At 73.4% G+C, this 21249-nt stretch carries 16 protein-coding genes; 10 read left to right on the plus strand and 6 right to left on the minus strand.

Going from position 1 to position 21249, the window contains the following annotated elements; genetic code table 11:
* Positions 1 to 479: 479 nt before the first annotated feature.
* The gene (rny, locus tag AB0H57_RS01120) at positions 480 to 2246 is read left to right on the plus strand and encodes a ribonuclease Y (protein WP_357501433.1); all 1767 of its coding nucleotides are present in this window, start codon (positions 480 to 482) and stop codon (positions 2244 to 2246) included.
* Between the two features lie 96 nt (positions 2247 to 2342).
* Here rny and AB0H57_RS01125 read toward each other — a convergent pair whose 3' ends face one another.
* Genes AB0H57_RS01125 through AB0H57_RS01140 form a run of 4 tightly spaced genes read right to left on the minus strand, consistent with a single transcriptional unit; the run spans position 2343 to position 5742 of the window.
* Positions 2343 to 3311, minus strand: a complete 969-nt coding sequence (locus AB0H57_RS01125) for an amino acid ABC transporter permease (RefSeq protein WP_357501434.1) — start codon at positions 3309 to 3311, stop codon at positions 2343 to 2345.
* The gene (locus tag AB0H57_RS01130) at positions 3308 to 4015 is read right to left on the minus strand and encodes an amino acid ABC transporter permease (RefSeq protein ID WP_357501435.1); all 708 of its coding nucleotides are present in this window, start codon (positions 4013 to 4015) and stop codon (positions 3308 to 3310) included. Before AB0H57_RS01130 ends, AB0H57_RS01125 begins: the two co-directional genes overlap by 4 nt.
* A 38-nt stretch (positions 4016 to 4053) precedes the next feature.
* Positions 4054 to 4929, minus strand: coding sequence for a glutamate ABC transporter substrate-binding protein (locus tag AB0H57_RS01135; protein ID WP_357501436.1), 876 nt, complete (start codon positions 4927 to 4929; stop codon positions 4054 to 4056).
* A 57-nt stretch (positions 4930 to 4986) separates the two neighbouring features.
* Entirely contained in the window at positions 4987 to 5742 is a 756-nt protein-coding gene (locus AB0H57_RS01140) for an amino acid ABC transporter ATP-binding protein (RefSeq protein ID WP_357501437.1), read from the minus strand.
* 194 nt (positions 5743 to 5936) lie between these two features.
* Between AB0H57_RS01140 and selD the strand changes: the two genes are divergently transcribed.
* The 8 genes from selD to fxsT all read left to right on the plus strand — a co-directional run bounded on the left by selD (position 5937) and on the right by fxsT (position 17176).
* Positions 5937 to 6926, plus strand: a complete 990-nt coding sequence (gene selD / locus AB0H57_RS01145) for a selenide, water dikinase SelD (protein ID WP_357501438.1) — start codon at positions 5937 to 5939, stop codon at positions 6924 to 6926.
* 258 nt (positions 6927 to 7184) lie between these two features.
* Complete coding sequence (locus tag AB0H57_RS01150; RefSeq protein ID WP_357501439.1) at positions 7185 to 7664, plus strand: hypothetical protein; 480 nt, start codon at positions 7185 to 7187, stop codon at positions 7662 to 7664.
* A gap of 200 nt (positions 7665 to 7864) precedes the next feature.
* Positions 7865 to 8053: a hypothetical protein gene (locus AB0H57_RS01155; RefSeq protein ID WP_357501440.1), complete on the plus strand. Its 189-nt coding sequence runs from the start codon at positions 7865 to 7867 to the stop codon at positions 8051 to 8053.
* 3 nt (positions 8054 to 8056) lie between these two features.
* Positions 8057 to 10567: an FxsB family cyclophane-forming radical SAM/SPASM peptide maturase gene (locus AB0H57_RS01160; RefSeq protein WP_357501441.1), complete on the plus strand. Its 2511-nt coding sequence runs from the start codon at positions 8057 to 8059 to the stop codon at positions 10565 to 10567.
* Complete coding sequence (locus tag AB0H57_RS01165; protein ID WP_357501442.1) at positions 10551 to 11372, plus strand: AAC(3) family N-acetyltransferase; 822 nt, start codon at positions 10551 to 10553, stop codon at positions 11370 to 11372. Before AB0H57_RS01160 ends, AB0H57_RS01165 begins: the two co-directional genes overlap by 17 nt.
* A gap of 52 nt (positions 11373 to 11424) precedes the next feature.
* Positions 11425 to 12072 carry a TIR-like protein FxsC gene (locus AB0H57_RS01170; RefSeq protein ID WP_357501443.1) on the plus strand — a complete coding sequence of 216 codons (648 nt, stop codon included), beginning with the start codon at positions 11425 to 11427 and terminating at the stop codon, positions 12070 to 12072.
* Positions 12069 to 13319, plus strand: a complete 1251-nt coding sequence (locus AB0H57_RS01175; RefSeq protein ID WP_357501444.1) for a TIR-like protein FxsC — start codon at positions 12069 to 12071, stop codon at positions 13317 to 13319. The genes AB0H57_RS01170 and AB0H57_RS01175 overlap by 4 nt, the downstream gene beginning before the upstream one ends.
* Entirely contained in the window at positions 13316 to 17176 is a 3861-nt protein-coding gene (gene fxsT / locus AB0H57_RS01180; RefSeq protein ID WP_357501445.1) for an FxSxx-COOH system tetratricopeptide repeat protein, read from the plus strand. The genes AB0H57_RS01175 and fxsT overlap by 4 nt, the downstream gene beginning before the upstream one ends.
* A 16-nt stretch (positions 17177 to 17192) precedes the next feature.
* Here the strand turns inward: fxsT and AB0H57_RS01185 are convergent, their stop codons facing one another.
* The gene (locus AB0H57_RS01185) at positions 17193 to 18101 is read right to left on the minus strand and encodes an alpha/beta hydrolase (RefSeq protein ID WP_357501446.1); all 909 of its coding nucleotides are present in this window, start codon (positions 18099 to 18101) and stop codon (positions 17193 to 17195) included.
* Between the two features lie 213 nt (positions 18102 to 18314).
* Here AB0H57_RS01185 and miaB point away from each other — a divergent pair, with 213 nt between their 5' ends.
* Positions 18315 to 19793 (plus strand): tRNA (N6-isopentenyl adenosine(37)-C2)-methylthiotransferase MiaB, encoded by a 1479-nt coding sequence (gene miaB, locus AB0H57_RS01190; RefSeq protein ID WP_357501447.1) that lies wholly within the window; start codon positions 18315 to 18317, stop codon positions 19791 to 19793.
* Between the two features lie 60 nt (positions 19794 to 19853).
* Here the strand turns inward: miaB and AB0H57_RS01195 are convergent, their stop codons facing one another.
* Positions 19854 to 21194: a cellulose binding domain-containing protein gene (locus tag AB0H57_RS01195; RefSeq protein WP_357501448.1), complete on the minus strand. Its 1341-nt coding sequence runs from the start codon at positions 21192 to 21194 to the stop codon at positions 19854 to 19856.
* Positions 21195 to 21249: the final 55 nt, after the last annotated feature.

Consider the following 21249-nt stretch of genomic DNA (forward strand, 5'->3'; position numbering starts at 1 on the left):
GTCCGCCGTTGTCCGGCCTCGGATGAGCGCTGCGTGACGCGACGAGTTCTCTCCGTTCGGGGGGTTTGATCATGAGTTCTTGACCGAACGGCCCTCGGAGACCTAGCCTCGCCTTACAGGCTCACTTTGCCCGACCAGCGCAGGCTAAGCGCACAACATAGATCGCGTAACAGAACAGCATCACTTTCGGCCGGCCGTGCTGCCGGCCGGCGGCGACAGCTCCGGACTGGCCGGTCCGGTGCTGACGGATAACTGCATCCGGCCACCGGTGGCGTCCGTGCGGGCGTCGCTGGTGGAGACCTACCCACGGCCAGCGCTCTCGGTCGGGCGTCCACAGCCGCAGGGTGCGTGCCATCGGCACGGTCGCTGCGGCCCCGACGTTCAGGGGAGGCGACCATGGCGGGTCGGCACAGAATCACCGGTGGTCCCCCACGAGGCACGCGCCGGCGGCCTTCCCCGCCGGGTCCGGGCGGCCCGGCATGAACGCCTTCGACGTGCTGATCCTGGCGGTCGTGGTGGTCCTGGCGGTCGTGGTGGTCGGTGCGGTGCTGGTCGGGGTGCGCACCCTGCGCCGGATCAGCGCGGCGCCGCGGCCGGAGGATCCCGCCTACATCGCCGAGAAGGACCGGCAGGAGCAGTCCCTCGCCGCCCTGCGCAGCGCCGCCGACGAGGTGAACAGCACCATTGACGTGGCGAAGTCGGCCGCGGCGGCGGCCCGGACGGAGGCGGCCGCCGCCAAGGCGGAGGCGAAGTCGGCCCGGGCCGAGGCCCGGCGCGTGCTCGACGATGCCCGCGCCGAGGCGGACACCATCCTGGAGCGGGCGCACAAGCAGGCGGAGCTGGACGCCGAGCAGCTGCGCACCACCGCCCGGCGCAGCGGGGAACGCGAGGTGGCCGTGCTCGCCGCCACCACCCGGGAGCAGGCCGCCGAGGTGGAGCGGCGGGCCACCCGGATGGACGAGCGGGAGCGGCTGCACACCGAGGAGGTGGAGCGCCTCGCCGAGCGGGAACGGCAGCTCACCGCCGCCAGCGCCGCCCTCTCCGCCCGGGAGTCGGCGCTGGCGGAGCGGGAGCGGGCCCTCACCGAGGCCGAGGAGCAGCGCCGCCGGGAGCTGGAGCGGGTGGCCGGGCTGACCGCCGAGGCGGCCCGCGCCGAGCTGATCGAGGCGATCGAGACGCAGGCCAAGCGGGAGGCCGCGCTGCTGGTCCGGGACATCGAATCCGACGCCCGCGGCACCGCCGAGGAGCGCGCCCGGCACATCGTGGTGGACGCCATCCAGCGGGTGGCCAGCGAGCAGACCGCGGAGAGCGTGGTCAGCGTGCTGCACCTGCCCGGCGACGAGATGAAGGGGCGGATCATCGGCCGGGAGGGGCGCAACATCCGCGCCTTCGAGTCGGTCACCGGGGTCAACCTGATCATCGACGACACCCCCGAGGCCGTCCTGCTCTCCTGCTTCGACCCGGTACGCCGGGAGGTCGGCCGGCTCACCCTGGAGAAGCTGGTCCTCGACGGGCGGATCCACCCGCACCGGATCGAGGAGGTGCACGACCTGGCCCGCCAGGAGGTGGCGGAGCTCTGCCACCGGGCCGCCGAGGACGCGCTGGTCGAGGTCGGCATCACCGAGATCCATCCGGAGCTGGTCGACCTGCTCGGCCGGCTGCGCTACCGCACCTCGTACGGGCAGAACGTGCTCAAGCACCTGGTGGAGACCGCGCACATCGCCGGCATCATGGCGGCGGAGCTGCGGCTGGACGTGCCGACCATCAAGCGCTGCGCGTTCCTGCACGACATCGGCAAGGCGCTCACCCACGAGGTGGAGGGCAGCCATGCCATCATCGGCGCCGACCTGGCCCGCAAGTACGGCGAGAGCGAGGACGTGGTGCACGCCATCGAGGCGCACCACAACGAGGTACCGCCACAGACCATCGAGGCGGTGCTCACCCAGGCCTCCGACGCCTGCTCCGGCGGGCGGCCGGGCGCGCGGCGGGAGAGCCTTGAGGCGTACGTCAAGCGGCTGGAGCGGATCGAGGAGATCGCGGCCGGCAAGCTGGGCGTGGAGAAGGTCTTCGCCATGCAGGCGGGCCGGGAGATCCGGGTGATGGTCAAGCCGGAGGACGTCGACGACATCGGCGCGGCGGTGCTGGCCCGGGACGTGGCCAAGCAGATCGAGGAGGAGCTGACCTATCCCGGCCAGATCCGGGTGACCGTGGTGCGCGAGTCCCGGGTCACCGAGATCGCCCGCTGATCGGGCTGCGGGACCGGCGGCGACAGGGCCACGACGACCGGCACGACGAGGGCCGGCCCGGACGTCCGGACCGGCCCTCGTGCCGTCAGGCGTGGGTCAGTTGCCGCCGGCGCCCTCGGCCTGGGAGATGAGGGCGGTGGCCGGTGCCTGCTGGGCCGGGAGGCCCTTCGACTTGCGGCCCCGGGAGAGGCGGCGCTGCACGTACTGCGCCAGCTTGGACAGCGAGTAGTTGATCGCGATGAAGATGACGGCGATCACCACGTAGACCTGGATCGGGTTGTCCAGCACGCCGATGAGCTGCTTGCCGATGCTGAGGGTCTCCTCGTAGCTGATGATGAAGCCGAGTGAGGTGTCCTTGAGCACCACGACCAGCTGGCTGATCAGTGCCGGCAGCATGATCCGGAACGCCTGTGGCAGCAGGATCATCCGGGTGGTCTGCAGCGGGGAGAGCCCGATCGCGGCGGCCGCCTCGCCCTGGCCGCCGGGAAGCCCCTCCATGCCGGAGCGGAGGATCTCGGCGATCACCACGGAGTTGTAGATGGTGAGGCCGATGACCAGGTACCAGAGCGAGCCGAAGGTGACGCCGAACTCCGGGAAGCCGCGGGCCACGAAGAAGATCGTGATGACGACGGGCAGGCCGCGGAACACCTCGACGCAGACCCGGGTGATCGCCGACAGCACCGTGCTCAGGCCGCGCAGCAGGTACGACACCGGCGTCGCCAGCCCGGTGAACCGCCGCCGGGCGAGGCTCTTGAGCTGGATCCGCAGTACGGCGAGCAGGGTGCCCACCACCAGCGACGAGACGATGGCCAGCGCCGCCGCGGTGAGGGTGTTCTTCAGGCCGAGACCGAGGCGGTCCCAGACCTGGGAGAAGTTCTCGTTGGAGGGGTCGACCAGCGGCCCCCACAGCTCCATCGAGAACTGGCCCTTCTCGTCCAGCGGTCGGTAGATCAGGAAGTACGCCCCGACGAGCAGCACCACCGTGGCGACGATGCTGCTGATCAGCGTGATCCTGCGCTGGCGCGGGCCCGGTACGTCGTAGAGGACGGTGTTCTGCTGGCTCATCGGGCCACCGCCTGTCGCTTCTCCAGCCGGTCCAGCAGGGCGCCGAGCGGCACAGTCATGATCAGATACCCGACGGAGATGCCGATTGCGACCGGGATGAACGCGTAGCCCCCGGCCGACGTGAGCTGTTCGGCGGTCTGGGCGAGGTCGCCGACCACCCCGAAGAAGCCGACCAGCGCGGAGTTCTTGATCATCGCGATGATCACCGAACCGAGCGGGACGACCGAGGCCTTCCAGGACTGCGGCAGGACCACGTGGCGCAGGTTCTGCCCGAAGGTCAGCCCGAGCGAGCGCGCGGCCTCGGCCTGCCCGGCGGGCACCGCGTTCACCCCGGAGCGCAGCGCCTCACAGACGAACGCCGCGGTGTAGAGCACCAGGGCGATCAGGCCGAAGCGGAAGTACGGCAGGTCGGTGCCGAGCCGGCTGAAGATCGCGTCCAGCCCGGGAATGCGCAGGAAGTCCGCGTTCGAGCCGAGCGCCGGCAGACCGAACGCGGCGAAGAACAGCACCACCGTCAGCGGCATGTTCCGGAAGATGTTGACGTAGGTGGTGCCGACGGCGCGTAGTGGCGGCACCGGTGAGATGCGCAGCACCGCCACGATGGCGCCCAGGAGCAGGGCGCCGATCGCGGCGAGCACGCAGATCTGGAGGGTGAGCCAGAAACCACCCGCAAAGACGTCGAACTTGTCGATGAGCACGTTCACGGGTCGGTTGTCCTCCCCACCCTCCAGATCTCGGTCGGTCAGTAGCGGTTGATCGTCGGCGGAGTGCCCAGCTCGGCGCCGAACTTGCCGGCGGTGTCGTCCCAGGCCTTCTTCCAGCTTCCGTCCGAGTAGGCCTTCTCAAGGAGGTCGTTGATGAAGTTGCGGAAGTCGGTGTCTTCCTTCTTCACGCCGATGCCGTACGGCTCCTTGGTGAAGTTCTGGCCGGCCATCTTGAAGGACGCCTCGTCCTTGGCGATGTAGCCGAGCAGGATGACGTTGTCAGTGGTCACCGCGTCGACCTGACCGCCCTTGAGGGCGTCCCGGCACTTGTCATAGGTGTCGAAGAGCACCAGCTGGGTGGCGACGTCCTTGACGTACTTCTTGATCTCCTCGGCGGGGGTGGAGCCGGTCACCGAGCAGACCTTCTTGGTGCCGTCCTTGAACGAGTCCGGACCGGTGATCGCGGAGTCGTCCTTCTTCACCATGATGTTCTGGCCGGCCTCGTAGTACGGCCCGGCGAAGGAGATCCGCTCCTTGCGCTCGTCCTTGATCGTGTAGGTCGCCGCGACCAGGTCGACGGTGCCGTTGGCGATGACGTCCTCACGGACCTTCGACGGGGTCTCGATGTACTCGATCTTGTCCTCGGGGATGCCGAGTTCCTTGACGATGAGCTTGGCGATCTCGACGTCGAAGCCCTCGGGCTTGCCCGACAGGCCCTTCTGGCCGAAGCCCGGCTGGTCGAACTTGGTGCCGACCTTGATCTTCTGGGCCTTGTTCAGCCGCTCCATCGTGCTGCCGGCGGCGAAGGACTTGCTGCCGGAGCCGGTGCCCTCGTCCGAGTCGCCACCGCAGGCGGCGAGGCCGAAAGCCAGGGTCGCCGCGGCCGCGACCGCTGCCACGCGCTTGAACCGCATATTTTTCTCCTTCTTCGACTGAACCCGCCGGGGGACGGCGTGCTTCATTTCGGACGCCTAGTGAGTGAGGATCTTGGAGAGGAAGTCCTTCGCCCGCTCGCTGCGCGGGTTGGCGAAGAACTCGGTCGGCGGCGCGTCCTCCACGAGCTGCCCGTCGGCCATGAAGATGACCCGGTTGGCCGCGTGCCGGGCGAAGCCCATCTCGTGGGTGACCACCACCATGGTCATGCCGTCGCGGGCCAGCGCGGTCATCACGTCCAGCACCTCGCCGACCATCTCCGGGTCCAACGCGCTGGTCGGCTCGTCGAAGAGCATCGCCTTGGGCTGCATGGCCAGCGCCCGGGCGATCGCCGCCCGCTGCTGCTGGCCGCCGGAGAGCTGCGCCGGGTACTTGTCGGCCTGGTTGGCGATGCCGACCCGGTCGAGGAGGGCCAGGCCGCGCTCGCGGGCGGCGGCCGGCTTCTCCTTGCGGACCTTGATCGGGCCGAGGGTGACGTTCTCCAGGATCGTCTTGTGCGCGAAGAGGTTGAACGACTGGAACACCATGCCGACCTCGCTGCGCAGCTTGGCGAGGGGCTTGCCCTCGTCGGGTAGCGGCTGCCCGTCGAACGTGATGGTGCCGGAGTTGATCGGCTCCAGCCGGTTGATCGTCCGGCACAGCGTCGACTTGCCGGAGCCGGACGGGCCGATCACCACGACGACCTCGCCTTTGCCTACGGAGAGTGACACGCCGTCCAGCACGTGCAGCGGGCCGAACCACTTGTTGACCCCGTCCAGCACGATGAGCGGTTCGCCCGTCGTCACGTCGTCCACCGTCCTGTCGCTTGCTCGCGTCGTGGGTCGCTCGACCCCCGGTCGGCAACTCTAGGCGGCGTGACGTGGCGAAACGCAACCCGGTTGGTCACGGAGCGGTAACACCGATCCCGATCGTCGTGCCGAGTCCGGTTTCGGCGCGGGTCCCTCCGCGTCCGGTGGCGGTCCGGTCACTTTCTCGAGATCATGTGGGGATGACCGAACGGGTGCGCCTGACCGATCACGCCCGCGGCGGGGGCTGCGCGTGCAAGATCCCACCCGGTGAGCTGGAGGCGATGGTGGCCGGCCTGAGCCCGGCGACCGGTACGGCCGAGTTGCTGGTCGGGCTGGAGAACGGCGACGACGCCGCGGTCGTCCGGCTGGACGAGCGGACCGGCCTGGTGAGCACCGCCGACTTCTTCACCCCGGTGGTCGACGACCCGTACGACTGGGGCCGGATCGCCGCGGCGAACGCCCTCTCCGACGTGTACGCCATGGGCGGCACCCCGCTGGTCGCGCTCAACCTGCTCTGCTGGCCGCGCGACGTGCTGCCGATGGAACTGGCCCGGGAGGTGCTGCGCGGCGGCCAGGACGTGGCCCGGGAGGCCGCCTGCCACCTGGCCGGCGGGCACAGCGTCGACGACGAGGGGCCGAAGTACGGGCTGGCGGTCACCGGGGTGGTCCGCCCCGAGGAGTTGATCACCCTGGACGCGGGCCGGGCCGGGCTGCCGCTGTCGCTGACCAAGCCGCTCGGGGTGGGCGTGCTGAACACCCGGCACAAGGCCACCGGCGAGGTGTTCGCCGAGGCGGTCGCCTCGATGAGCGCGCTGAACCGGGACGCCGCCCGGGCGGCGGTCGCGGCCGGGGTGCGCTGCGGCACCGACGTGACCGGCTTTGGGCTGCTCGGCCACGCCTCGAAGCTGGCCCGGGCCAGTGGCCTCACCGTCGCCGTCGACACCGCCGCGGTGCCGTACCTGGCGGGGGCGCGCGAGGCGGTCCGCGACGGGTACGTCAGCGGCGGCAGCCGGCGCAACCTCGACTGGGTGACCCCGTGGACGGATTTCGGGTCGGCCTCGGACGGCGAGCGGCTGCTGCTCGCCGACGCCCAGACCTCCGGCGGGCTGCTGGTCGCCGGCGAGTTGCCGGGCGCACCGGTGATCGGCGAACTGCTGCCCCGGGGCGAGCATCTGGTCGTGCTCCGCTGACTGTGAGGCCGACCCGGCGACAACCACCGGGCGGCTGGGCCCGACCCGGCGGCCCATCCGGCCTGGCTTTCCGCCGGACGGGGCACCATACCCGATAAACTGTCATCTTCCCGCTACTGCGAGCAACGGCGCTCCAGGTTTTTTTGCCCGGAATGGTCACAGACCGGTAACTTGCCCCCGGCTGCGGTCATATGCACCCCACCATCGTCATAAGGCCCGATCCGGAGGCCGGTGGGACGAGCACAGCGAGGAGGCGGCATGACCGAGCTGTGGAACTGGAGAATCGACGGGGCACGCCCGGCGGTGGTGTACCCGGCGTTGGCGGAGGCGCTCGGCCGGGTGGTGATGCCCCTCGCCGCGGCGGACCCGGCGCGGCTGCCCGCGTACGCGGTGGTCTGTGACGTCTGGGAGGCGCCCGGCAGGTTCGGCACCGTGGTGGACAGCTACGGGGTGCCCGAGCGGCTCTCCGAGCACGCCTCGATCGCGGCGCTCGCCCGGCTGCTGGGGCGGGACTGCCTGCTGCCCGACGACACCCTGGACGCCGGCCGGCACCTGCTCGTCGCGCCGGACGGCACCGTCCGCCCGGTCCACTTCGACGTGACGGAGACCGACGACGGTGAGGTGCTGAGCAACCAGCGGCTCTGCACCTCGGCCGACCCCCGGTGTCGGGGCTGGTCCCGGTGTCAGCGCTCGCGCTGGGCGCCCGACTCGGTCGCCCCGGTGCTCGCCGCCGCCTGAACGCCCGACCGCCGCCGCCGCGTACCACCGGGTGGTCCCGCAGGGTCGCGGCGGCGACGGTCGCCGTCTCCACGGGCGGTGCCCGGTGCCGCACCGACGGTGACAACCGGTCGAGAATTGTCTATTCTGGTCACGGATCGCTGCCCTTCGAGCCACGCCGCCGCGCGCGCTCCCGCGCCCCGGGCCCCCGGAGACTCATTGTGGACCAGACGCCCACCCGTCCGACCCCGCCGTCCCTCGACGCCCTGACGCGCAGTCTGCGCACCCCGCTCGGCCGGGTCGCCACCGAGCACCCCGACGCCGTCGCGCTGGTCCGCCTGCGGGTCCTGCCGCGAGCCGCCACGCCGCCGGTCACCGTCCCGGTCGCCTGCTTCAACTCCGCCATCTGAGGGATGGCGTGCCGGTGCGGTGCCGCCGGCCCGGACCTGCCCTGCCACCCGATCAGCCAGTACGTGCTCAAGGTGCACAGCCGCTGTGACCTGAGCTGCGACCACTGCTACGTCTACCAGGAGGCGGACCAGACCTGGCGGACCAGGCCGGCCCGGATGGCGCCGGAAACCGTCCGCGCGGCCGCCGACCGGATCGCCGAGCACGCCCGCGCCCACGCCCTGCCCGCCGTGCACGTCGTGCTGCACGGCGGCGAGCCGCTGCTGCTGGGCGCGGACGGGCTGCGCGACGTGCTGGCCACGCTGCGCGCGGCGCTCGACCCGTGGACCACCCTAGACCTGCGGATGCAGACCAACGGCGTGCTGCTGGACGCGCAGCTGTGCCGGCTGCTGGTGGCGTACGGCGTCAAGGTCGGGGTGTCGCTGGACGGCGACCGCGCCGCCCACGACCGGCACCGGGTCTTCGCGCACGGCGGCGGCAGCCACACCCACACCCGCCGGGCCCTGGCCCTGCTCCGCCAGCCCGCGCACCGCGCCAGCTACGCCGGCATCCTCTGCACCGTCGACCTCCGCAACGACCCCGACCAGGTCTACGCGGCGCTGGTGGCCGAGCGCCCGCCCCGGATCGACCTGCTGCTGCCGCACGCCACCTGGGACCGGCCACCGTGGCGGCCGGCCGGCGCCGGCACGCCGTACGCGGACTGGCTCGGCCGGATCCACCGGCGCTGGGTCGACGACGGGCGACCGGTGCCGATCCGGCTCTTCGAGGCCCTGGCCCCCGGCGGCTCCGCCGCCGGCGGTACCGAGGCGGTCGGGCTCGCCCCGGCCGACCTGCTGGTGGTGGAGACCGACGGCAGTTGGGAACAGGTCGACTCGTTGAAGGTCGCCTTCCACGGCGCGGCCGGCACCGACCTGGACGTCTTCGCCCATCCGGTCGACGAGGCCGCCCGGCACCCCGGCGTCGCGGTCCGCCAGGCGGGGGCGGAGGGGCTCAGCGCCACGTGCCGCAGCTGTCCGGTGCTGGAACGCTGCGGCGGCGGGCTGTACGCGCACCGCTGGCGGTCGGGGAGCGGCTTCGACAACCCGTCGGTCTACTGCGCCGATCTGCGGGCCCTGATCGCCACGCTGGACCGCCGCCGGCCACCGGTAGCCGTCGTGACGGCCGACCGGCCGGCCGACGGTGACCGAGGCCGGGACCGCGCCGCCCGCCGGCCGGTCGAGGGCGAGCAGCCGGCCGGGGACGGGCCGGGGCGGGACGCGCGGCGGCTGCTGGACGAGCTGGGCACCGGCCACGGCGGGCCGGCGGCGCTGCGACTGCTCGACGAGACCCAGCTCTCCATCACCCGGGCGCTGCTGGCCACCTGGCGGGACGTCGCCGGGAGCAGCGCCGCCTGGGAACTGCTCGCCGACCTCGACGCCGCCGCTCCCGACGCGGTCGGCGCGGTGCTGGCACACCCGTTCGTCCGCCCGTGGCTGGTCCGCCGGCTGGAGCGCCCCGGCACGCCCGGCGCCGACCTGCTGCCGGCGCTGGCCGCCGCGGCCGCCGTCCGGGCCGGCGTGCCGGTGCCGGTGACGGTGCCGGTGCGGGCCGGCACGGTGCTGCTGCCCACGCTGGGCCGGCTGCCGGTGACCGGCCCGTCCGGCGCGGTGGTGACCGCCGTCCCCGGCGGCTTCCGGATCCGGGCCGGCGCGACCGAACGGGTGCTGCCGGTGAACGGCGACTCGCCACCGCGCGACTCGACCGAGCGGGTGGTGGCGGCGAACGGCGGCGCGCCGCTGCCGCCCAGGACGACCGGACGCGTGGTGGTGGGCACCGGCGGCGATCCGACGCCGGCCGGGTGGCAGCCGGTCCGGCGCGTGTCGGTGGCCGGCGGCGAGGTGGCCGTCGAGGACACCGATCCGGAACGGGACTGCTACGACCAACCGGTGGCCCCGCGGCTCGCCGGCGATGCCGCGGACGCGTTGGGGCGTACCCTCGCCGGGGCCTGGCGGTCGGTCCACCGCGACGTGCCCGCGCACGGTGCGGCGCTCGACGCCGGGCTGCGCTGCGTGGTCCCGCTGGCCGCGGACCCGGCCGCGCCGCTGCGCAGCGCCACCGCCCGCCAGGCGTACGGCGCGGTCGCGGTGGCCCCGGGGCCCAAGCCGGAGACGATGGCGGTGCTGCTGGTCCACGAGTGGCAGCACGCCAAGCTCGGCGCGCTGCTCGACCTCTACGACCTGGTCGACCCGGAGCCGGCGCACCGGATCCGGGTGGCCTGGCGGCCCGACCCGCGCCCCGTCGAGGGAGTCCTCCAGGGCACGTACGCGCACCTGGCGGTGACCGAGGTGTGGCGGGCCCGGGCGGCGGCCGGCGGGCCCGACGCGGCCGCCGCCCGCGATCACGCCGCCCGCTACCGGGACTGGACCAGGACGGCGGCGGACGCGCTGCTGGCCGGCGGCGGCCTCACCGACCTCGGCGAGCGCTTCGTGTGGCGGATGCGGCAGGCGCTGGAGGGCCCGGATGCCGGCGGAGACTGAGCTTGCCCCGCTCGCGCCGCACCGCCTCCGCCTCGTCGCGCAGCTGCGGGCACTCGGCCTGCGCGCCGGCCACGACGTGCTGGTGCACTGTTCGCTGCGGCGGGTGCGCCCGGTGGGTGGCCCGGCCACCCTGGCGGCCGCCCTGCGGGAGGTCGTCGGCCCGACCGGCACGCTGCTCGTGCCCACCGAGAACGCCGGCAACTCGACCACCTCCCGGGCCTACCGGGCGGCCACCCGCGACCTGGACGCGCGGGAACTCGCCGCGTACCACGCGGCGATGCCCGGTTGGGACCGGGCGACCAGCCCTTCGGAGGGCACCGGGGCGTTCGCCGAACACATCCGGCTGACCCCGGGCGCGGTGCGCAGCGGCCACCCGCAGACCTCGTTCACCGCGCTGGGCCCCCGGGCCCGCGAGTTCACCGACGGCCACGAGTTGGACTGCCACCTGGGGGAGCGGTCCCCGCTCGGCCGGCTCTACGCCGCCGGCGGGCAGATCCTGCTGCTCGGTGTCGGCTACGCGGCGTGCACCGCGCTGCACCTGGCCGAGTACCGGTTGCCGGTGCCGCCGCCGAGCCGCCGCTACCACTGCTACCGGCTGGTCGCCGGGCGACGGGTCAGCCTGGAGTTCCAGGCGGCCGACCTGGACGACAGCGACTTCGCGCGGGTCGGCGCGGCCCTCGACACCGCCCCGTTCGTGCGCCGCGGCCGGGTCGGCGACACCGCCGCCCGGCTGCTCCCGGTACGCGCCACGGTGGACCGCGCGGTCGAGTGGTTCACCGCCCACCGGTCGGGCCCCGGGCGTTGACGTGGGGACTACGCTGATGGTCCGGCCGCGTGGGGAGGGCGGAGGCGCATCGGTGAGCACAGTGGACAGCCCGGGGGTGCCGGCGCCGCTGTTCTTCCTGAGCTACTCCCGGCCGCACCGGGCGGCCGGTGGTCCCTTCGACTACGTGCCACAGTTCTTCGAGGACCTGTCGGTCCACGTCAGCGAGCTGGTCGGCCCGGAGCCCGGGGTGGACCCGGGCTTCATGGACAGCACCATGGCCGGCGGGCAGCGGTGGAACCCGGAGCTGCTCCGCGCCGCCGGCACCTGCCAGGTCTTCGTGCCCCTGCTGTCCAGCGCGCTGCTCGGCAGCGACTGGTGCGGCCGGGAGTGGCACGCCTTCTCCCGCCGCCGGGTGGTGCCCCGCAGCCCCGGCTTCTCGGCCCACGAGACGGCGATCGTGCCGGTGAACTGGTCGCCGACCCACGAGGTGGACCTGCCCAAGGTGATCCGCGACATCCAGCGGTTCTCGCCGACGCCGATGCCCGCCGACGTGGTGGGCAAGTACGAGCGGGAAGGAGTCTACGGATTGCTGACCCTGCGGTTGGAGAACGAGTACCGGGCGGTGGTCTGGCGGCTCGCCCAGCGCATCGTCGCGATCCACCGGGCGTGCCGGATCGAGCCCCTGGTGCCGGCGGGCGTCGGCGAGCTGCGCAACCTCTTCGCCGGGGGGCGGGGATGAGCCCGCCGGCCGGCGCGGCCAGCCGCCGCGGGACGTACTTCTTCCTCAGCTACGCCCACTCGGTGCCGCCGCACGGCGGGCGCACCGACACCGACACCTGGGTGGGGCGGTTCTTCGCCGACCTGTCGGCGGAGGTGTCCCGCCTGGCCCGGCCGACCGCCGGGATGGGGATCGGCTTCTACGACCAGGAGATCCCGCTCGGCGCCGACTGGAAGGCCGCGCTGGCCGAGGCGCTCGGCCGCGCCCAGGTCTTCGTGCCGCTGTACTCCCCGGGCTACTTCCGCCGGCCCTGGGCGCTGGGGGAGCAGGCCTCCTTCCGGGGTCGACTGGCCGTCGCGCCGGGCGCCGACCCCGCGATCCACCTGGCACCGGTGCTCTGGATCCCGTTCCCCACCTGGGAACTGCACCCCGACCTGGCGCCCGCGCGGGCCCTCGGCGAGGGGCTGCCCGGCTATGCCGAGAACGGGGCGCGGGCGCTGTGCATGCTGGACGTCTACCACGACGAGTATTTCGCCCTGCTGGCCCGGCTGGCCGGCCGGATCGTGGACGCGGCCGAACGCCACCCGCTCGTCCCGTCCCGGGCACCCGGGCTGGACGAGGTGGCCCGGCCGGCGCCGGTCGACCCGGACCTGGCGGTGGCCGTGCTGGCGCCCACCCGGGACCGGCTCCCGGCCGGCCGCGGCGCGGGCCGGTACGCCGCCACCAGCCGCGGCTGGCGCCCCTTCGGCGACCAGCAGGAGCTGCCGGTGGCCGAGTACGCGGTCAGCACCGCCGAGCGGCTGGGCCTCTCGGCCCGCCCGGTGGACTTCGACGCCGCCGGTGAACTGCTCGACCGCCGGCCGGCCGTACTGCTGATCGACCCGTGGGTGGCGGCGGCGCCCGGCGCGGTGGGCGCGCTCGTCGCGGCCGTGCGGGGCCTGCGGCCCTGGGTGGTGCCGGCGGTGATCACCGACGCCGACGACCCGCAGAGCGGCGCGCGGCTCGCCGAGGACGTCACCACGATGTTGCAGAATGCGGGCGTGCCGCAGGTCAAGCGGGCGGGCAGCGTGCGGGAGTTCGTCGCGCTCATCCCCGCGCTGGTGACCGAGGCCCGCCGCCAATACCTCAAACACGGCCCGGTGGCGGAGTTCCCCGAGCCCCCGGAGCCGCCGCCCAGCCTCCGGGACGGGCCCCGGCCCACCCGGGCCGAGCAGACCGAAGCCCACGACGATCCGGCGTCGCCGTTCCCCCATGGAGAGCACCGATGAGCAACGATCGCGAAGGCCAGGTCGTCACGTTCTACTCGTTCAAGGGCGGGACGGGCCGGACGATGGCACTGGCCAACGTCGCCTGGATCCTGGCCGCCAACGGCCGGCGGGTGCTGGTCGCCGACTGGGACCTGGAATCCCCCGGCCTGCACCGCTTCTTCCACCCCTTCCTCGACGCCGAGGCGATCCAGAACACCAGCGGGGTCATCGACCTGATCCGCGACTACGAGTGGGAGACCACCCGGACCGCGGACCGGCCGGACCGCTGGGTCGAACAGTTCGCCCGGGTCGGCCGGCACGCCTTCTCGCTGCGCTGGACCTTCCCGGACGGCGGCAGCCTGGACTTCCTCTCCGCCGGCCGGCAGAACAGCGACTACGCGGTGTCGGTGAGCGGCCTGGACTGGGACAACTTCTACAACCGGCTGGGCGGCGCGCAGTTCTTCGAGGCGCTGCGGGCGGATCTGCGGCGCGAGTACGACTACACGCTGATCGACAGCCGTACCGGCCTCAGCGACGTCGCCGACATCTGCACCCTGCACCTGCCGGACACCCTGGTGGACTGCTTCACCCTCAGCGACCAGGGCATCGAGGGGGCGGCCCGGGTGGCGCACTCGGTGCGGGACCGGTTCCGCCGCCGCGACATCCGCATCCTGCCGGTGCCGATGCGGGTCGACCAGGCCGAGAAGGAGAAGGCGGAGGCCGGCCGCTCGCTGGCCATGCGCCGGTTCGCCGGGCTGCCGACCGGGATGACCGAGGCGGAACGGCGGCGCTACTGGGCCGCGGTGGAGGTGCCGTACCGGCCGTTCTACGCGTACGAGGAGACGCTGGCGACGTTCGGCGACCCGCCCGGCTCGCCGACCTCGCTGCTCGCCGCGTTCGAGACGCTGACCGGGATCCTCACCGACGGCGAGGTCACCGCCCTGCCGGTGATGGACGAGTCGGTCCGGGAGCGGGGCAAGGCGCGCTTCCGGCGCCGGGCCGAGGCGGTCGACGACCAGATCGTGCTCCGGTACGCCCCCGAGGACGCGGTCTGGGCGGAGTGGCTGGAGCGGGTGCTCAGCGCCGCCGGGCTGCGGGTGGTCGACCCGGCCGCCGCGGTCGGCTCGGCGGCCAGCCCGGCGCCGCGGACGCTGACCGTCGTCTCGCCGGCCTACCTGGCCACGCCCGCCGGCGAGCTGCCGCCACGGGAGCCGAGCACCGGCTCGACGGCCCTCGCCGCCTACGTGGCCGACCTGCGACCGCTGGCCGAGTTCCCGGCGCAGGCCTCCGCCCAACTGGTCAACGTCACCGCGGAGACCGCCGTGGAACGGGTGCTGCGGCTGGTCGGCCGGCCCGTCCCGCCGGCCGCCCAGGGCGCGCCGGCCGGCGCGGCCCGCTACCCCGGCACCGAACCGGCGATCTTCAACGCGCCGAACCGCAACGCCCGCTTCACCGGCCGCGAGGACGACCTGGCGGAGCTGCGCCGGCAGTTGCAGAGCGGGGGCAGCGCGGTGGTGCTGCCGGTCGCCCTGCAGGGCATGGGCGGCGTCGGCAAGACCCAGGTGGCATTGGAATACGTGCACCGCTTCCGGTCCGCGTACGACCTGGTCTGGTGGGTCGTGGCGGACCCGCCGCAGTTCGTCGACACCTCGGTGGCCGACCTGGCGCCGCGGCTCGACCTGCCCACCGGTCCGACGCTGCCGGACACCGTGCAGACCGTGCTCCAGGCGCTCGGCCGCGGCGAGCCGTACGAGCGGTGGCTCGTCGTCTTCGACAACGCCGAGGAGCTCGAACACATCGAGCAGTTCCTCCCGCAGGGCGCCGGGCACGTGCTGCTGACCTCGCGCAACCGGGCGTGGGGGGAGCGGGCCAACCCGATCCAGGTGGACGTCTTCGACCGGGCGGAGAGCGTCGCCCACCTCACCCAGCGGGTCCCGGCGGTCAGCCCGGAGGAGGCGGACCGGGTCGCCGAGGCACTCGGCGACCTGCCGATCGCGGTCGCCGCGGCGGGCGCCTGGCTGGCCGAGACGGGCACGGCGGTCCCCGACTACCTGCGGCTGATCGAACGGCACGGGCCCAGCGCGCTGTCGGTGGAGGCCACCTGGGACCTGTCGCTCAACCGGCTGCGGGACCGGGCCCCGGCCGCCTACCGGCTGTTGCAGCTCTGCTCGGTGCTGGCGCCGGAGATCGCGCTGGACCTCGTCTACAGCGACGAGATGGCCGGCGCGCTGGTGGCGTACGACCCGTCGGTCTCCGAGCGGTTGGTGCGCGGCGCCCTGGTCCAGCAGATCAACCGGCTGGCGCTGCTCAAGCTCGACGTGCAGGGCGGCCGGATCCAGGTGCACCGGCTGTTGCAGGCGGTGGTCCGGGACCGGATGACCCCGGAGGAGATCGCCGAGGCCCGGCACCAGGTCCACCTGGTGCTGGCGGCGTCCCGGCCGCGCGGCGACGTGGACGACCCGGCGACCTGGCCCCGGCTGCGGATGCTCTGGCCGCACCTGGAGGTGTCGGAGGCGCTCACCTGCCCCGAGGAGTCGGTGCGCCAGTTGCTCATCGACCGCGTCCGGTACCTGTGGCAGCGCGGCGGCCTGACCCAGGCCGAGGAGTTCAGCCAGCGGGTCGACGAGCTCTGGTCGGCGCAGCTCGACGGGCCGGACGCCGGCGGGGCGCTGCCGCGGCAGCTGCTGCACCTGCGGTTCAACCGGGCGAACATCCTGCGCAGCCTGGGCCGGTTCGCCGAGGCCCGGGACCTCGACGAGGCGGTCCTGGCCGAGCAGCGCCGGCGGCTCGGCGAGCTGCACCCGCACGCCCTGATGACGGCGGGCAGCCTCGCCGGTGACCTGCGGGCCCTCGGCCGGTACGGCGAGGCGCTGGACCGGGACCGCGCCACCTACGCCTCCTGGGTGCAGGTGCTCGGTGAGGACGACCGCCGGACGTTGAGCGCGGCCAACAACCTCGCCGTGTCGTACCGGCTGGTCGGCGACTACCGGGCGGCCCTGCGCTGGGACGACGAGGTGCACCAGCGGCGGCGGGTGGTGCTCGGCCCGACCAACCCGTACACCCTGCTCTCCGCGGTCCGGCTCGGCACGGACCTGCGGGAGGCCGGCGAGTACGAGAAGTCGGTGGCGCTGCTGCGCGGGGTGTTCGACAGCTTCGTGCAGGTGCTCGGCGCGGAGGACCAGCAGACCCTGGCCGCGCAGGTGAACCTCGCGGTGTCGATGCGCAGCGTGGGCCGCCCCGGGGAGGCCGCGCCGATGTTCGAGGCCGCCTACCGGACGCTGGTCGACCGGTTCGGGCCGCACAACCCGGACACGGTGGCCTGCCGGTCGAGCCGCGCGGCGAACCTGCTGGCCGTCCGGGACGAGGCCCGGGCGCTGGCCGAGATGGCCGCGGTGGCCCGGGCGTACGAGGAGGTGCTGCGCCTCGGCCCGGCGCATCCGCACACGCTGGCGACGCTGAGCAACCGGTCCGCCGCCGAGCGGGCCCTGGGCCGCCGCTCCGCCGCGCGGGCCACCGCCGGCCGGGCCGCCGAGGAGCTGCGCAAGGTGCTCGGCACGGACCACCCGCACACCCTGGCCGCGGAGGTCAACCACGCGGTCTGCCTGGCCGAGGACGGCGACTGGGAGCAGGCTCGGGACCGGCTGCGGGATGTCGCGGAACGGCTCGCCCACGCGGTCGGCGCGGGCCACCCGGACACCCTGCGCTGCCTGGGCGACCTGGCGCTGGTGGTGCGCCGGACCGGCGGCGGCGGACCGGAGGCGGACGACGCGGCCGCCGCGGACCGGCTGGCCGACGTGATCGGGCAGGACCACCCGAGCGTGCAGACGTTGCGGGAACGCCGCCTGGTGGTCCGGGTGATCGACCCGAACCCGTTCTGAGTGGTCCGGGCCGGCCTCAGCGGCGCGGGACGTCGGCCAGTTCGGGGGTGGTCAGCCAGGCGAGGGTCTGCGGCAGGATCTCCACCGCGCCGAAGTGCGCCGCGCCGGGCTGCACCTGGACCTCGGCGTTGGGGATGCGGTCGGCGAGCCAGCGGGAGTGCGCCACCGGGGAGAAGCGGTCCTGCTCGCCGTGCCACAGCCGCACCGGCGCCCGGATGGCGCCGAGGTCGAAGCCCCAGGCGCGGCGCAGGGCGAGCACGTCGTCGATCCAGCCGTCCGGGCCGTGCCGCAGCGCCTCGGCGTACATGGCGGCCAGCAGGCGGCGGATCGTCACGTCGTCCACCACTCGGATGTCCGGCTCGGTGAGCTGCGGGCGGAGGAACTCCAGCAGGGTCACCGGGTCGCGCTGGGCGTCCTGGGCGCGCAGGGTCAGCGACAGCCGTAACTCGGCGGCGTCCTCGTCGGCCAGGCCGAAGTCGTCGACGTTCCCGTCGGTCATGCCGGCGTACCAGTCGAGGTCGGGGGAGCCGGCGGGGGCGAGCCCGACCAGCACCGCGGCCCGGGTCACCCGCTCCGGCAGCAGCGCGGCGCAGGCCAGGGCGTGCGGGCCGCCGCCCGAGCGGCCCACCACGGCGAACCGCTCGATGCCCAGGTCGTCGGCGATCGCGGCGACGTCGGCCACCGCGTCGGCCACCCGCCGGCCCTCCCGCCGGTCCGAGTCACCGTAGCCGGGCCGGTCGTAGCAGACCAGGTGCACCCCGAGCCGGTAGAGGACGACCGGGCGGGGGCGCGGGCCGCTGCGGCTGCCGGGGGTGCCGTGCAGGAGGAACACGGTGGGGCCGTCCGGCGCCCCGGAGGTCTCCACGGCGAGTCGCCGTCCGTCGGGGGTGACGACGGTGCGCTGCGCGTCGTTTTCCAGCGTCACGGTGGCCTCCCGCGGGTTCGTCATGTGCTCCCCCGAGTACGGAGACGCGCATCGGTGGCGCAAAGCCCCCGAAACCGCCCAGAACACAGTCCTGCTGTGCAGCGTACTGCCCGGCGTGTGCCCCCGCCATGGGCCGGCGGGGTCAATGCCGGGCGGTGAGCGCGGCCGACCGGGCCGCTACCCTGGTAGCCCGAGGAAAGGGGCGCCGAGCAGGTGGCTAGGACCTACAACGTCGTGACGTACGGCTGCCAGATGAACGTGCACGACTCCGAGCGCATCTCCGGCCTGCTGGAGCGGGCCGGATACGTGCGTGCCCCCGCCGGCGACGAGACCCCGGACGTGGTGGTCTTCAACACCTGCGCGGTCCGGGAGAACGCCGACAACCGGCTCTACGGCAACCTCGGCCGGCTGCGCCCGGTCAAGGACAAGCACCGCGACATGCAGATCGCCGTCGGCGGCTGCCTGGCCCAGAAGGACCGCGGCGAGATCGTCCGCAAGGCGCCCTGGGTGGACGTGGTGTTCGGCACCCACAACATCGGGTCGCTGCCGGTGCTGCTGGAGCGCGCCCGGCACAACGCCGCCGCCGAGGTGGAGATCCTGGAGTCGCTGGAGGTCTTCCCCTCCACGCTGCCGACCCGCCGCGAGTCGACGTACGCCGGCTGGGTGTCGATCTCGGTCGGCTGCAACAACACCTGCACCTTCTGCATCGTGCCGTCGCTGCGCGGCAAGGAGCGCGACCGCCGCCCCGGCGACATCCTCTCCGAGGTGCGCGCGCTGGTCGACGAGGGCGTGCTGGAGGTGACCCTGCTCGGCCAGAACGTCAACTCCTACGGGGTCGAGTTCGGCGACCGGTACGCCTTCGGCAAGCTGCTGCGGGCCTGCGGGGAGATCGACGGCCTGGAGCGGGTCCGATTCACCAGCCCGCACCCGAAGGACTTCACCGACGACGTGATCGCCGCGATGGCCGAGACGCCGAACGTCTGCCACTCCCTGCACATGCCGTTGCAGTCCGGCTCCGACGACGTGCTGCGCGCGATGCGCCGCTCGTACCGGTCGGAGAAGTATCTGGGGATCATCGAGAAGGTGCGGGCGGCGATGCCGGACGCGGCGATCACCACCGACATCATCGTCGGCTTCCCCGGCGAGACCGAGGCCGACTTCGAGCGCACCCTCGACGTGGTCCGGGCGGCCCGGTTCTCCTCGGCGTTCACCTTCCAATACTCCAAGCGCCCCGGCACCCCGGCCGCGACGATGGACGGCCAACTGCCCAAGCAGGTCGTGCAGGAGCGCTACGACCGGCTGATCGCCTGTGTCGAGGAGATCACCTGGGCGGAGAACAAGCGGCTGCTGGGGGAGACCGTCGAGGTGCTCGTCGCGGTCGGCGAGGGGCGCAAGGACGAGCGCACCGGCCGGATGTCCGGCCGGGCCCGGGACGGCCGGCTCGTGCACTTCGCGACCGGTGACCTGGCCGGGTCGATCCGCCCCGGCGACATCGTGCACACCACGATCACGTACGCCGCCCCGCACCACCTCAACGCCGACGGCGAGCCGCTGTCGCACCGGCGTACCCGGGCCGGCGACGCGGCCGAGGCGGGGCGCGCCCCGCGTACCCCCGGGGTGCTGCTCGGGCTGCCCACGGTCGGCGCGCCGGCCGCGCAGCCCGCCCCGGCGGGTGCCTGCTCCGCGCACTGAGGCGTTAGGCGGGGGCCCTTCTTGACGAACGGGTGTTAACCGGGGCCCCCGCCTTACCGCTCAGACGGTGATCCGGCCGGCGCCCGCGCCGCCCGTCACGATCGACTTGACGCTGCTCGCGCCGTCCAGGGTGTACGGGTACGGGATGCCCGCGACGCTGCCGCCGGCCTGGCCGCCGCCCGAGTTGACGAAGTGGTTGTTGCGGGCGACCAGGCTGCCCGGCCCGGAGCTGCCCTCACCGAGGTGGTACGGGTCCTTCACGTTCTCGAAGTAGTTGCCCTCGACGAGGACTCCGGCGTTCATGGTGGAGGCCACGCCGTAGCCGCTGTTGGCGTAGTAGTAGTTGTTGTAGACGTGGACCGGGTTGCCGAAGCGGACCCGGGGATGGCGCTGGGTGCTCGCGTCGAACCAGTTGTGGTGGTAGGTCACCCGCAGGTGGCCGGCGTCCTGGCCGCCGTTGTCGTCGCTGTGCCCCAGCAGCATCGACTTGTCGTGGTTGAACACCCGGTTCCAGGACACGGTGACGAAGTCGGAGCCGCGCTTGATGTCGACCGCGCCGTCGTACCCGTTGCTGAAGGTGTTGTGGTCGATCCAGACGTTGGTGGCCGACTCCTGGACGTTGACGGCGTCGTCGTTCCAGCCCCGGAAGGTCAGGTTGCGGATGATGACGTTGCGGTCCCCGCTGATGTTGAGGCCGCAGCCGGCGATGGTCGCGCCCGGGTTGCCGAGGATGGTTTTGTTCGACCGGACCCGCAGCATGCCGGTGCAGGAGATGGTGCCGGAGACCCGGATGACCGCCGAGCCGGTGGCGCCGAGCGCGGTGCTGAGGGCGCTCGCGCTGGTGACGGTGCTGGCCGGCGCGCCGCCCCCGCCGGTGGTGCCCCCGTTCTGGGTGGCCCAGCCCACCAGGCCGGCCTGCGGCGGGATGGGCGGCGGCGGGTCGGAGGGCGGTGGCGGGGTGGTCGGGCCGCCGGTCGGGGTGGCGGTGCCGGTGCAGGTCACCCCGTTGAGCGTGAAGCTGGTCGGCGCCGGGTTGCTGGTGTTGTTCCAGGTCCCGTTGAATCCGAAGGACGTGCTGGCGCCGGTGGGCAGGCTCGCGTTGTAGCCGACGTCGGTGGCGGTGACGGCGCTCGCGTTCTGGGTCACGGTGGCGTTCCACGCCTCGGTGGCCCGCTGACCGGCGCTGAACGACCAGCGCAGCGTCCAGCCGGTGATCGGGTCGCCCAGGTTGGTGACGGTGACGTTGCCCGTGAAGCCGCCGGACCACTGGCCGCCGACCGAGTAGTTGACCGCGCAGCCGGTGGCGGCGTGGGCGGTGACCGCGGTCAGCATCCCGGTGACGAGCAGCGCGGCGGTGGCGGTGGCGGTGATCAGCATCTTGCGACGCGGGGTTGAGTGCACGGTGTGTCCCTCTCCGCTCGAGGTGGAAGCGGCCCGCGGCCATCGGCGTCGGCCG

It is taken from the genome of Micromonospora sp. NPDC050686 (assembly GCF_040654475.1).
In the GTDB taxonomy this organism is placed as follows: domain Bacteria; phylum Actinomycetota; class Actinomycetes; order Mycobacteriales; family Micromonosporaceae; genus Micromonospora.

What these genes read in the sequence shown, in the direction of transcription:
- AB0H57_RS01125 (WP_357501434.1), bottom strand. Translation starts at nt 3,311, where the DNA reads ATGAGCCAGCAGAACACCGTCCTCTACGACGTACCGGGCCCGCGCCAG.
- AB0H57_RS01135 (WP_357501436.1), bottom strand. Translation starts at nt 4,929, where the DNA reads ATGCGGTTCAAGCGCGTGGCAGCGGTCGCGGCCGCGGCGACCCTGGCT.
- fxsT (WP_357501445.1), top strand. Translation starts at nt 13,316, where the DNA reads ATGAGCAACGATCGCGAAGGCCAGGTCGTCACGTTCTACTCGTTCAAG.
- AB0H57_RS01165 (WP_357501442.1), top strand. Translation starts at nt 10,551, where the DNA reads ATGCCGGCGGAGACTGAGCTTGCCCCGCTCGCGCCGCACCGCCTCCGC.
- AB0H57_RS01175 (WP_357501444.1), top strand. Translation starts at nt 12,069, where the DNA reads ATGAGCCCGCCGGCCGGCGCGGCCAGCCGCCGCGGGACGTACTTCTTC.
- rny (WP_357501433.1), top strand. Translation starts at nt 480, where the DNA reads ATGAACGCCTTCGACGTGCTGATCCTGGCGGTCGTGGTGGTCCTGGCG.
- AB0H57_RS01150 (WP_357501439.1), top strand. Translation starts at nt 7,185, where the DNA reads ATGACCGAGCTGTGGAACTGGAGAATCGACGGGGCACGCCCGGCGGTG.
- selD (WP_357501438.1), top strand. Translation starts at nt 5,937, where the DNA reads ATGACCGAACGGGTGCGCCTGACCGATCACGCCCGCGGCGGGGGCTGC.
- AB0H57_RS01160 (WP_357501441.1), top strand. Translation starts at nt 8,057, where the DNA reads ATGGCGTGCCGGTGCGGTGCCGCCGGCCCGGACCTGCCCTGCCACCCG.